Consider the following 12,232-nt stretch of genomic DNA (forward strand, 5'->3'; position numbering starts at 1 on the left):
TGCAAAAAGGGCGCCGAGCGCCCTTTGCAGAAGGTCCCGGGGTGGCCCGGGATGATGCACCGAGGTGCCAATCAGCGCGCAACAGTCTTGCGCGATGGGGTGCGTTTGGCGGCCGGCTTGGCGGCGCTTTCAGCGGGGGCCTTGGGGGCGGCGCTCTTGCGGGAGAGCTTTTGCACGTTCTCGTTGAGCTCGTCAATGCGGGCCATCAGCGCATCGATGTCCTTGGCAGACGGCACACCCAGCGCGTTCAGGGCCTTGGCCACCCGGTCTTCAAAGATGTTTTCCAGCTTGTCCCACTTGCCCGTGGCCTTGGCCGAAATGTCGTTGGCCAGGCTGGTCATGCGGTTCGTGGCCTCGGAAATTTTTTCTTCGGCTGCCGATTGCGTCTTGCGCTGGATGCTCAGGCCTTCCTTGACGAGGGTTTCAAAGACCTTGCCACCCTCTTCCTGGGCCTTGGCGAAGGCGCCCAGACCGGCCAGCCAGATTTGCTGGGCCGAATCCTTCACGGTACCCGCGAGTTGGGTTCCGGTGTTTTTGTCGGCGCTCAGTTTTTGCAGTTTCTTGACCATGGGGGTCCTCCAGACACATCGGGTGAATCAAAGCGCCGGCGCGGAATTGCAATCCGGTACATCAAAGAACTTTAGCCGCTGCGGGCGCCTTGGGTCTAGGGGCGGCAGACTAAAACCTTGGGGGCCGATGCTCAGGGTTTCCACGGGTTTGTGCTGAACCGGCCGTGCCATGCTTTCGGCAAGAATGCAGCATTTCCCTCTGGAGGTTTCCATGCAGTATTTCGTCACCGGCGCGACCGGCTTCATTGGCAAACGCCTCGTCAGGAAACTGCTGGAGCGCAAGGGCTCGGTGGTCTACTTTCTGATCCGCAAGGAGAGCGAGACCAAGGTCGCGGGGCTGCGTGAATTCTGGGGCGCCAGCGCAGCCCGGGTGATTCCGGTGTTTGGCGACCTCACCAGCAAGAAGCTGGGCGTCCCGGCCGACGCCGTGAAAAAGCTCAAGGGCCAGATCGACCACTTCTACCATCTGGCCGCGGTTTACGACCTGGGCGCCGACGAGGCCAGCCAGATCGCCGTCAACATCGAAGGCACGCGCAACACCGTCGAGTTTGCCAAGGCGATTGACGCCGGACATTTTCATCATGTGTCGTCCATCGCGGCCGCCGGCCTGTACGAGGGCGTGTTCCGCGAGGACATGTTCGACGAGGCCGAGAACGTCGACCATCCGTATTTCATGACGAAGCACGAGAGCGAAAAAATCGTGCGCAAGGAATGCAAGGTGCCCTGGAGCGTGTACCGGCCCGCGATGGTGGTGGGCGACAGCACCACGGGCGAGATGGACAAGATCGACGGGCCGTACTACTTCTTCAAGCTGATCCAGCGCCTGCGCCAGCTGCTGCCGCCCTGGATGCCGATGGTCGGTCTGGAAGGCGGACGCATCAACATCGTGCCGGTGGATTTTGTGGTGGATGCGCTGGACCACATCAGCCACAAGGCCGCCATCGCCAAAAAGTGTTTTCACCTGGTCGACCCGCAGGGCTACCGCGTGGGCGACGTGCTCGACATCTTCAGCCGCGCCGCGCATGCACCCAAGATGAACCTGTTCGTGAATGCGGCGCTGCTCGGCTTCATTCCGCGCGGCGTCAAAAAGAGCCTGATGGCGCTGGCGCCGGTGCGCCGCATCCGTAACGCCGTCATGAAAGATCTGGGCCTGCCCGAGGACATGTTCACCTTCGTGAACTACCCCACGCGCTTCGACTGCCGCGATACCCTGGCCGCGCTGAAGGGCTCGGGCATAGCATGCCCACATCTCAAGGACTACTCGTGGCGGCTGTGGGATTACTGGGAGCGTCACCTCGACCCGGACCTGCACATCGACCACTCGCTCAGAGGCACGGTGGGCGGCAAGGTGGTGCTGGTCACGGGCGGCTCCTCGGGCATCGGGCTGGCCGCCGCGCACAAGTTTGCCGAGGCGGGCGCCATCACCGTCATTTGCGGGCGCGACCAGGACAAGCTCGACGAAGCCTGCAAGGAAGCCCGAGCTCAGGGACACGAGTTCGTGGCCTACGCGGCCGATATCGCCGATATGGCGGACTGCGACCGCTTCGTGCAACTGTTGATCGACAACCACGGCGGCGTGGACTTCCTCATCAACAATGCCGGCCGTTCGATCCGCCGCGCCATCGAGGCCAGCTACGACCGCTTTCACGATTACGAGCGCACCATGCAGCTCAACTACTTTGGCTGCCTGCGCATCACCATGGGCCTGCTGCCTGGCATGGTGGCCAAACACAAAGGCCATGTGGTCAACATCAGCTCGATCGGCGTGCTGACCAATGCGCCGCGCTTTTCGGCCTATGTGGCCTCCAAATCGGCGCTGGACGCGTGGACGCGCTGCGCCTCCAGCGAGTTTGCCGATCAGGGCATCACCTTCACCACCATCAACATGCCGCTGGTGCGCACGCCCATGATCGCGCCCACGAATCTGTACAACAACGTGCCCACGCTCAGCCCCGAAGAGGCCGCCGACCTGGTGGCGCAGGCCTGCATCTTCAAGCCGGTGCGCGTGGCGACCCGCCTGGGCATCGCAGGCCAGGTGCTGCACGCGCTGGTGCCGCGCGTGGCCCAGATCGCCATGAATACCAGCTTTCGCATGTTCCCCGATTCATCGGCCGCCAAGGGCGAGAAGGGCGCCAGGCCGCAGCTGTCGGCCGAGGCGGTGGCGATGCAGCAGATGATGCGCGGGATTCATTTCTAAAGCCATTCGTAACGGATGCTTGCGAGCGGGCACCTGTGGGTGCCCTTTTTTTGGGCATGGAGGGTGGGATAATGGGGCCAAACAAACGGCGATGAGTATTCGCCGTGATGACAAGGGACCCTCATGATTCTGGTTACCGGCGGCGCCGGCTTTATCGGCGCCAATTTTGTTCTGGACTGGCTGGCAACGCACGATGAGCCGGTCCTCAATCTCGACAAACTCACCTACGCCGGCAATCGCGAAAACCTGGCCTCGCTGCAGGGCGATGCGCGCCATGTCTTTGTGCAGGGCGACATTGGCGATGCGGCGCTGACCGCCAGCCTGCTGCAGCAGCACCGGCCGCGCGCCATCGTCAACTTCGCCGCCGAGTCGCATGTGGACCGCTCCATCCACGGCCCGGCGGAATTCATCCAGACCAACATCGTCGGCACCTTCGCATTGCTGGAATCCGTGCGCGCCTGGTGGAATGGCCTGGCGGGCGACGCCAAAGCAGACTTTCGCTTTCTGCATGTCTCGACCGACGAGGTCTACGGCAGCCTGGCCGCCACCGACCCGGCCTTCACCGAGACGCATCCCTACGAGCCCAACAGCCCGTACAGCGCCAGCAAGGCCGCCAGCGACCATCTGGTGCGCGCCTACCACCACACCTACGGCCTGCCGGTGCTCACCACCAACTGCTCCAACAACTACGGCCCGTATCACTTCCCCGAAAAGCTCATCCCCTTGATGATCGTCAACGCGCTGGCCGGCAAACCCTTGCCGGTGTACGGTGACGGCCAGCAGGTGCGCGACTGGCTCTACGTCAAGGACCACTGCAGCGCCATCCGCCGCGTGCTGGAGGCGGGCCGACCGGGCGAAACCTACAACGTGGGCGGCTGGAACGAAAAGCCCAACCTGGAGATCGTGCACACCGTGTGCGCCCTGCTCGATGAGCTGCGGCCCGCAGTTCACGGCAAAAGCTACCGCGAGCAAATCGCCTACGTCCGGGACCGCCCCGGCCACGACCGCCGCTACGCCATCGATGCCAGCAAGATTGAACGCGAACTCGCCTGGCGCCCGGCCGAAACCTTCGAGACCGGTATCCGCAAGACCGTGCAGTGGTATCTGGCCAGCCCCGACTGGGTGACCCATGTGCAAAGCGGCGCTTACCGGGAGTGGGTGCAAACCCAGTACGCCGGCGATACGCCCGTGTAGACGGTTATTCGATTCTGATGTAGTATGCCAATGTGATATTACATCTGGAGACCAGCAGTGAGCACCATCGCAAAACTTTTTATGAGCGGCCGCAGCCAGGCTATTCGGCTGCCAGCCAAATTGCGCCTGGATGCCAAGGAAGTGCGCATCGAACAGATCGGCAACGCACTATGGGTGCAGCCCGAAGACTCTCCCGGGCGGAGCATGGCCGACTGGCTCGCGGGCTTCTACCAGGCTAGCGAGCCGCTGCCCGATACTTTTCTTGCGGATCGCAGCGACAGCCTGCCGCAAGCGCGCGACTGGACCTGAGTCGGGTCATGCGCCGTACGCTGGACACCAATATCTGCAGCTATATCCTGCGCCGGCACCCGGCCTCGATGATCGAGCGGTTTGCCGGATTGGACCGTGGCGAGCTCTGGCTGTCGGCCATGGTGGCTGCGGAGTTGCGCTTCGGGGCGGCCAAGCTGGGCTCGGCCCGCTTTTCCGCCGCGGTCGAAGCCTGGTTGGCCGGATTCGAGGTGCGCCCCTGGCCCCTTGATGCGACCTTGCATTACGCGAGCCTACGCGTGGCGCTGGAGCAGGCGGGCAAGAGCATCGGCGGTATGGACTTGCTGATTGCCGCACACGCCATGGCCGAGGACTCCGTTGTGGTGACCAACAACGCCCGTGAATTTTTGCGTGTGCCCGGCTTGGCCGTGGAAGAGTGGGCCTTATGACCCTCAGGATTTTGCTGCTCGGCAAGAACGGCCAGGTCGGCTGGGAACTGCAGCGTTCCCTGAGCGTGTTGGGTGAGCTGATTGCGCTGGACCGCCACAGCCCGGATCTGTGCGGCGACCTCGCCAACCTGCGGGGCCTGGCCCAAACCGTGCGGACCGTGCGCCCGCACGTCATCGTCAATGCCGCCGCCCACACCGCCGTCGACAAGGCCGAGAGCGAGCCCGAACTTGCCCGCACGCTCAACGCCCTGGCACCCGACGTGCTGGCGCAAGAGGCGGCCAAATTGGGCGCCTTGCTGGTGCACTACAGCACCGACTACGTGTTCGACGGCAGCGGCACCCGTCCATGGATCGAAACCGACACTCCGGCGCCGCTCAATGTCTACGGCCGGACCAAGCTGGAAGGCGAGCGGCTCATCGCGGCCGCATGCCCGCGCCACCTCATTTTTCGTACCAGTTGGGTTTACGGCGCGCGCGGCGGCAACTTTGCCAAAACCATGCTGCGCCTGGCCCAGGAGCGCGAGCGCCTGACGGTGATCGACGACCAGATCGGCGCGCCCACCGGCGCCGATCTGCTGGCCGACGTTACGGCGCATGCCATCCGCAGCGTTTTGCGGCAGCCGCAGCAGGCCGGCCTGTACCATCTGGCGGCGGGCGGTGAAACCAGTTGGCATGGGTATGCAAAATACGTTCTGGCTCAGACCCAGACTGCGCAGTCAACTATCAAATTAATAGCGACCGTCGTGGACCCTGTCCCCACCAACGCCTTCCCCACGCCCGCCCGGCGCCCCCTTAACTCCCGGCTCGACACCACCAAACTACAAGATGCGTTCGGCCTGAGTCTGCAGCCTTGGCAGCAGGGCGTGGCGCGTATGCTGGGTGAGGTGTTGAGGGGGGCTGCATGAAGTCGTCATCCCCGCGAAGGCGGGGATCCATTCATCCTTGCAGATCAATCGTTTACATGGGCAGGGCACTGGATTCCCGCCTTCGCGGGAATGACAGCGTGATGGACGTTTAGAACTTCACTCGAAAAACATGGTGAGAAAGATTCTTTGATGATATAAAATCACTGCATCAACGAATCACTACATCAAACAGCCCATGCGAACCACCATTGACCTCGCTGACGACGTCTTGGCTGCCGCCAAGGAGATTGCCCGGCTCGAAAACAGCACTGCCGGTGCCGTGCTGTCGCGCCTGGCGCGGCAGGCGCTTACACAAACCGGGGGCACGGAGACAGGCCGTTCCGTGGCCGGTTTCCGGACCATTCCCCGGGGTGGTCACGTGGTCACCAACGATCACGTCAATGCGATCCGGGAAATCGAGGGCATTTGATGCGCGCGTTGCTCGATGTCAGTGTACTGATCGCCTTGTTCGATTCGGAGCACATTCACCATGCTGCGGCGACGCAGTGGTTTGCCGAACAGGCGCAGCACGGCTGGGCGTCTTGCCCCCTTACGCAAAACGGCTGCATCCGGATTCTGTCGCAGCCCGCATATGCCAACCATGCACCAGCGCCCCTGGTGGCCGAAATTCTGGCCGAGGCGACGGCCGATCCGCGGCACGAGTTCTGGCCCGATTCGTTCAGCTTGTTGACTGCGGGCGCCTTGCGCTGGGACAGGCTGCTGACCGGACGGCACCTCACCGACGTGTATCTCCTGTCATTGGCCCAGCGCAACGCGGGGCGATTGGTAACCTTGGACCAAGGCATCCCGGTGGCGGCCGTGCCGGATGCGCGCGCCGAGAACCTGACCGTATTGCCGAACACAACTCACTGATTGCCCACCCCATGACTCAACGCAAAGGCATCATCCTCGCCGGTGGCTCCGGCACGCGGCTGCACCCGGCCACGCTGGCCCTGAGCAAGCAACTGCTGCCGGTGTACGACAAGCCCATGATCTACTATCCGCTCAGCACCCTCATGCTGGCCGGCATCCGCGACGTGCTGGTCATCAGCACGCCGCAAGACACGCCGCGCTTCCAGCAACTGCTGGGCGACGGCGGCCAATGGGGCATCAACATTCAATATGCGGTGCAACCCAGCCCCGACGGCTTGGCGCAAGCCTTCATCATCGGCGACCAGTTTGTCGGCAACGCGCCCAGCGCGCTGGTGCTGGGCGACAACATCTTCCATGGTCACGACTTCGTGCAGCTGCTCGGCGAAGCCGATCAACAAACCAGCGGCGCCACCGTATTTGCCTACCACGTGCAAGACCCCGAACGCTACGGCGTGGTGGCGTTCGACCCAAACGGCAACGCCAGCAGCATTGAAGAAAAACCCAAACAGCCCAAAAGCAACTACGCCGTCACCGGCCTGTATTTCTACGACAACCAGGTGGTCGACATCGCCAAGTCCGTCAAGCCCAGCGCGCGCGGCGAGCTCGAGATCACCGCCGTCAACCAGGCCTACCTGGAGCGCGGTCAGCTCAAGGTGCAGATCATGCAGCGTGGCTACGCCTGGTTAGACACCGGTACGCACGAGAGCCTGCTGCAGGCCAGCCAGTTCATCGCCACGCTGGAGCAGCGCCAGGGCCTGAAGATCGCCTGCCCTGAAGAAATCGCCTGGCGCAACGGCTTCATTGGCATCGAGCAGTTCGAAAAGCTGGCGCAACCGTTGGCCAAGAACGGCTACGGCCAATACATGCTGCGGCTGCTGAGAGAAGGGGTGGGCAAATGACGTTCAACCCTGGCGCCACGGCAGACGTGCTGTGTGGCGTGCATAACAGGCTCGCCTCATGATTCATCCTGTCATTCTTTGCGGCGGCTCGGGCACCCGGCTGTGGCCGCTGTCGCGCAAGAGCTTTCCCAAGCAGTTCGTCCCGCTGGTCGATAACAAAAGCCTGCTACAGCTCACGCTGGAGCGGGTCGCACAAATCAACGGCAGCGGCGCCAGCGCCGAGGTCATTTGCGTTGCCGCCGAAGAGCACCGCTTTCTGGTCGCCGAAGCCATGCAGGCGGCCAAAGCCACGGGCCGCATCGTGCTGGAGCCGGTGGCGCGCAACACCGCACCCGCCATGGCGCTGGCCGCGCTGCAAGCCCAGCCGCAAGACCTGCTGCTGTTTTGCCCGTCGGACCACCACATCCCCGACGTGCAGGCGTTTGCCTCCATGGTGCAACGGGGCATCCTCGCCGCAGGGCAGGGCGCCATCGTGACTTTTGGCGTGGTACCCAGCTTTCCCAGCACCGCCTATGGCTATATCGAGCAGGGCAGCGCCAGCGCAGACGGCAGCTTTGCCGTCGCCCGCTTCATCGAAAAGCCCGGCGCCGACCAGGCCCAGGCGCTGCTGCTGCAAGGCAACGTGCTCTGGAACGCCGGCATTTTCCTGGTGCAGGCCAGCACCCTGCTGCAAGCATTGCAGCAGCACGCGCCCGATATCCTGCAGAGCTGCCGGCAGGCCATGGCCCAAGCCACGCAAGACCAGCAGTTCGTGCGTCCCGAGCCCGAAGCTTTCGCTGCCTGCCGCGCCGACAGCATCGACTACGCGGTGCTGGAGCGGCATCCACAGGTGGCCGTGGTGCCGTTTGCCGGCGCCTGGAGCGACGTGGGCAGCTGGAACGCCGTGGCAGATCTGAGCCCGGCCGATGAGCAGGGCAACCGCATCGACGGCCGCGGCCTGGCGGTGCAAAGTGAGCGCACCTATATCCACGCACCGCATCGCGTGGTGGTGACGCTGGGCACGCAGGACCTGCTGGTGATCGACACGCCGGACGCGTTACTGGTGGCCGCCAGCAGCCACGCCGAGCAGGTCAAGGGCGTGGTGGCGCAACTGGACGCCCGACACAGCCCCGAAGCCAGCCTGCACCGCAAGGTGGCGCGCCCTTGGGGCTGCTACGACAGCATCGACCACGGCGCGCGCTTTCAGGTCAAGCGCATCACCGTGCGCCCCGGCGCCAAGCTCAGCCTGCAAAAGCACCACCACCGGGCCGAGCACTGGATCGTGGTGTACGGCACGGCGCTGGTTACCAAGGGTACCGAGCAATTCCTGCTCACCGAAAACCAGTCCACCTACATTCCGATAGGCGAAACCCACCGCCTGGAAAACCCGGGCAAGACCGATCTGGAAATGATCGAGGTACAAACCGGCAGCTACCTGGGAGAAGATGACATCGTGCGGCTGGAAGACACTTATGGCCGTCTGGCGCCGCCGCCGGAAATATCAAAATGACCGCCTACGAACAACTCCAAATCCGTCTCGCCCAGGAACCGGCCACCTGGCTCATCACCGGCGTGGCCGGCTTCATCGGCTCCAACCTGCTGGAGGCCCTGCTCAAACTGAACCAGCGCGTCGTCGGCCTGGACAACTTTGCCACCGGCCATCAGTGCAACCTCGATGAAGTGCAAACCCTCGTCACCCCCGCCCAATGGGCCCACTTCCAATTCATCGAAGGCGACATCCGCCACCTGGCCGACTGCCAGCAAGCCATGATTTACTGTCATTCCCGCGAAGGCGGGAATCCACCCCTGCCTAACCACCCTGTTGACTACGTCCTGCACCAAGCCGCCCTCGGCAGCGTCCCCCGCAGCATCGCGGACCCTCTCGCCACCAACGCCACCAACATCACCGGCTTCCTCAACATGCTGGTCGCCGCGCGCGACGCCCAGGTCAAACGCTTCGTCTATGCCGCCAGCAGCTCCACCTACGGCGACCACCCCGACCTGCCCAAGGTGGAGGACGTCATCGGCAAGCCCTTGAGCCCCTACGCCGTCACCAAATACGTCAACGAGCTGTACGCCGACGTGTTTGCCCGCACCTACGGCCTGCCAGGCATCGGCCTGCGCTACTTCAACGTGTTCGGCCCCCGGCAAGACCCCGAAGGCGCCTACGCCGCCGTCATCCCCAAGTGGATCGCCAGCCTGATCCAGGGCGAACCCGTGTACATCAACGGCGACGGTGAAACCAGCCGCGACTTCTGCTTTATCGAGAACGTCGTGCAGGCCAACCTGCTGGCCGCCACCGCGCCAAACCCCGAGGCCGTCAACCAGGTCTACAACGTCGCCGTGGGCGAGCGCACCACGCTCAACGACTTGTATGCCCAGCTACAGCGCCACCTGCTGCCGCGCTACCCGCACCTGGCGGGCGCCCAACCCGTGCACCGCGACTTCCGCGCCGGCGACGTGCGCCACAGCCTGGCCGACATCGGCAAGGCCCAGCGCCTGCTGGGCTACGCGCCCACGCAACGCATCGGCGAGGGGCTGGCGCTGGCAATGCCTTGGTACATTGGCCAGGAATCCCGTGACGATCACCGAACTTCTTGAGCGCATCGCCGCCGGCGAATCGCAAACGCTGGAATTCAAAACCTCGTTCGACAAAGCCAGCATCGAATCCCTGGTTGCCTTTGCCAACACGCAGGGCGGTACGGTTTTGGTGGGCGTGACCGATGCAGCCGTCGTCCAGGGTGTGACGGTAGGCAAAGAAACCCTCAATGAATGGCTTGGCCAAATCAAGTCGGCCACCAGTCCGTCGCTCATTCCTGACCTGGCCGCTCACCAGTTAAATGGCAAAACCGTGGTGTCCATCCAGGTGGCCGAATTCCCGGTCAAACCCGTCAGTACCCGAGGCCGCTACTACAAGCGCCTTGCCAGCTCCAACCATGCACTGGCCCTGAACGAAATTGCCGATCTTTATCTTCAGTCCCTGCAAATCTCATGGGACGCTCACCCCGCGCCCCAAGCCAGCGTTGCCGACCTGTCGTCCGCCAAAATCGAGCGCTTCATTCAGCGCGTCAACGACAACGGGCGCTTTGCCCTCGAAGCCGGCACGCCGCTGGCGGCTCTTGAAAAACTCAACTACCTGGTCAAAGGCCAGCCCACCTGGGCCGCCATGCTGTTGTTTGCCAACGAGCCACTGCGCCACCATGTTCACATCGGGCGGTTCAAAACCCCCAGCATGATCATTGACGACCGGCAATTCACCGACACCCTGTTCGAAGTGGTCGAGCGGTCAATGACATTCATCGTCTCGCACATCAGCGTCGCCTTTGAATTTGATGGCAGCATCCAGCGCAAGGAACGCTTTGCCTACCCGCTGCCCGCGCTGCGTGAGGCGTTGCTCAATGCCGTCGTTCACCGCAGCTACACCGACCCCAGCGATATTCAGATCAAAATCTTTGACGACAAGATCACCCTCTTCAGCCCTGGCACCTTTTACGGCGGCATCAGCATTGCCGACATCCAGGCCGACAATTACCGCTCCAGCCTGCGCAACAAGCTGGTGGCTGAGGGGTTCTACCTCATCAACGCGATAGAAAAATACGGCAGCGGCTTCATTCGCATCCGCAAAGCACTGGAGGATTACCCCGAGATCGATTTCGAGGTCAAGGAATTCGCCGGTGGCGTGATGGTGACCTTTGCGCAAAAGCAGCCAGAGTCGCAGCCAGAGTCGCAGCCAGAGTCGCAGCCAGAGTCGCAGCCAGAGTCTGCCTTGCCAATTGAGGCTCGTGTGTTACGGCTACTCGCCATGGCCCCCATGGGCAAACGCGATATCTCTGCCGCGCTAGGGCAAAAAGAAGTATCGGGGCAACTGAACAAGGTTATCCGCATCTTGTTGGCCAAGGGCCTGATCGAGCCAACCATTGCCGATAAACCCAACAGTCGGTTACAGAAGTACCGACTCACCTTGTGAGAAACTGACATGGCAACTCAAGTCTCCAACTTCTTTCATCGAAAACGGCTGCAGGGTCCGCGTTGGGCTGGCCACCAAAGACGGTCATTGGGAAGTTTTCGAATGAAATCAACCTCTAGTCACCGTCTAATATGCAAAGATTGCTATTGAAACTATAGTAAAACGATTCCCTATAATCTACCCCAAACCCGCCTGCAAGCTGGGCCGAAAACCTGGCCCCGCCATTGGTCAAGAACGGCTGTGGCCAATACATGCTCAGTCTCCTGTTATCCCCGCACCCCTTTCTGCCATCCCGGAACCTCTTTCTGTCATCCCGGGCTTGACCCGGGATCCATACCTCCGTACCCCGCATGAACATCATCCCCACCGCCATCCCCGACGTGCTGATCATCGAGCCCAAGGTGTTCGGCGACGCCCGCGGCTTCTTCTTTGAAAGCTTCAACCAGAAAGCCTTCAACCAGGCCACGGGTCTGGACGTTCATTTTGTGCAAGACAACCACTCGCGCTCGGTCAAAGGCGTGCTGCGCGGCCTGCATTACCAGATCCAGCAACCGCAGGGCAAGCTGGTGCGCGTGGTCCGCGGTGCGGTGTTTGATGTGGCCGTGGATATCCGCAAAGGCTCGCCCACCTTTGGCAAATGGGCGGGTGTGGAGTTGACCGAAGACAACCACAGGCAGCTGTGGGTGCCGCCGGGGTTTGCGCACGGTTTTCTGGTGACTAGCGAGTCGGCGGACTTCCTGTACAAGACCACAGACTACTATGCACCCGAGCATGAGCGCTGCGTTCAGTGGAATGATCCCGATCTGGCCATTGCGTGGCCTTCCAACGTACTGCCACGTCTTTCCGCCAAGGATGGCAACGCCCCCTCGCTGCATTCTTGCGAGCTACCGCACTGAGAGCGGTTCTTGCAAGCCGGTTGGGCTGTAACCAAGT

At 62.5% G+C, this 12,232-nt stretch carries 13 protein-coding genes; 12 read left to right on the forward strand and 1 reads right to left on the reverse strand.

Going from position 1 to position 12,232, the window contains the following annotated elements:
- Nucleotides 1-71: 71 nt before the first annotated feature.
- On the reverse strand, nt 72-569 hold the full coding sequence (locus tag B0E49_RS17660) for a phasin family protein (RefSeq protein WP_077563798.1): 498 nt from the start codon (nt 567-569) through the stop codon (nt 72-74).
- Nucleotides 570-780: 211 nt separating this feature from the next.
- Between B0E49_RS17660 and B0E49_RS17665 the strand changes: the two genes are divergently transcribed.
- The 12 genes from B0E49_RS17665 to rfbC all read left to right on the forward strand — a co-directional run bounded on the left by B0E49_RS17665 (nt 781) and on the right by rfbC (nt 12,195).
- Entirely contained in the window at nt 781-2,766 is a 1,986-nt protein-coding gene (locus tag B0E49_RS17665; protein ID WP_077563800.1) for an SDR family oxidoreductase, read from the forward strand.
- Nucleotides 2,767-2,889: 123 nt separating this feature from the next.
- The gene (gene rfbB / locus B0E49_RS17670) at nt 2,890-3,960 is read left to right on the forward strand and encodes a dTDP-glucose 4,6-dehydratase (RefSeq protein ID WP_077563802.1); all 1,071 of its coding nucleotides are present in this window, start codon (nt 2,890-2,892) and stop codon (nt 3,958-3,960) included.
- 57 nt (nt 3,961-4,017) lie between these two features.
- Nucleotides 4,018-4,269 (forward strand): antitoxin, encoded by a 252-nt coding sequence (locus B0E49_RS17675; protein WP_077563804.1) that lies wholly within the window; start codon nt 4,018-4,020, stop codon nt 4,267-4,269.
- Nucleotides 4,270-4,277: 8 nt separating this feature from the next.
- Nucleotides 4,278-4,676 carry a type II toxin-antitoxin system VapC family toxin gene (locus B0E49_RS17680; RefSeq protein WP_077563806.1) on the forward strand — a complete coding sequence of 133 codons (399 nt, stop codon included), beginning with the start codon at nt 4,278-4,280 and terminating at the stop codon, nt 4,674-4,676.
- Nucleotides 4,673-5,581 carry a dTDP-4-dehydrorhamnose reductase gene (gene rfbD, locus B0E49_RS17685; protein ID WP_077563808.1) on the forward strand — a complete coding sequence of 303 codons (909 nt, stop codon included), beginning with the start codon at nt 4,673-4,675 and terminating at the stop codon, nt 5,579-5,581. Before B0E49_RS17680 ends, rfbD begins: the two co-directional genes overlap by 4 nt.
- Before the next feature lie 196 nt (nt 5,582-5,777).
- Nucleotides 5,778-6,011, forward strand: coding sequence for a hypothetical protein (locus B0E49_RS17690; protein ID WP_077563810.1), 234 nt, complete (start codon nt 5,778-5,780; stop codon nt 6,009-6,011).
- Nucleotides 6,011-6,454, forward strand: a complete 444-nt coding sequence (locus tag B0E49_RS17695; RefSeq protein WP_077563812.1) for a TA system VapC family ribonuclease toxin — start codon at nt 6,011-6,013, stop codon at nt 6,452-6,454. The genes B0E49_RS17690 and B0E49_RS17695 overlap by 1 nt, the downstream gene beginning before the upstream one ends.
- An 11-nt stretch (nt 6,455-6,465) precedes the next feature.
- Entirely contained in the window at nt 6,466-7,353 is an 888-nt protein-coding gene (rfbA, locus tag B0E49_RS17700; RefSeq protein ID WP_077563814.1) for a glucose-1-phosphate thymidylyltransferase RfbA, read from the forward strand.
- A gap of 58 nt (nt 7,354-7,411) precedes the next feature.
- Entirely contained in the window at nt 7,412-8,842 is a 1,431-nt protein-coding gene (locus B0E49_RS17705; RefSeq protein ID WP_077563816.1) for a mannose-1-phosphate guanylyltransferase/mannose-6-phosphate isomerase, read from the forward strand.
- Complete coding sequence (locus B0E49_RS17710; RefSeq protein ID WP_077563818.1) at nt 8,839-9,933, forward strand: NAD-dependent epimerase/dehydratase family protein; 1,095 nt, start codon at nt 8,839-8,841, stop codon at nt 9,931-9,933. The genes B0E49_RS17705 and B0E49_RS17710 overlap by 4 nt, the downstream gene beginning before the upstream one ends.
- Entirely contained in the window at nt 9,911-11,299 is a 1,389-nt protein-coding gene (locus tag B0E49_RS17715; RefSeq protein ID WP_077563820.1) for an RNA-binding domain-containing protein, read from the forward strand. The genes B0E49_RS17710 and B0E49_RS17715 overlap by 23 nt, the downstream gene beginning before the upstream one ends.
- A 350-nt stretch (nt 11,300-11,649) precedes the next feature.
- A complete protein-coding gene (rfbC, locus tag B0E49_RS17720) occupies nt 11,650-12,195 on the forward strand; it encodes a dTDP-4-dehydrorhamnose 3,5-epimerase (protein ID WP_077563822.1) in 546 nt (181 codons plus the stop codon).
- Nucleotides 12,196-12,232 lie beyond the last annotated feature (37 nt).

This window comes from Polaromonas sp. C04 (assembly GCF_002002705.1).
GTDB lineage: Bacteria > Pseudomonadota > Gammaproteobacteria > Burkholderiales > Burkholderiaceae_C > Rhodoferax_A.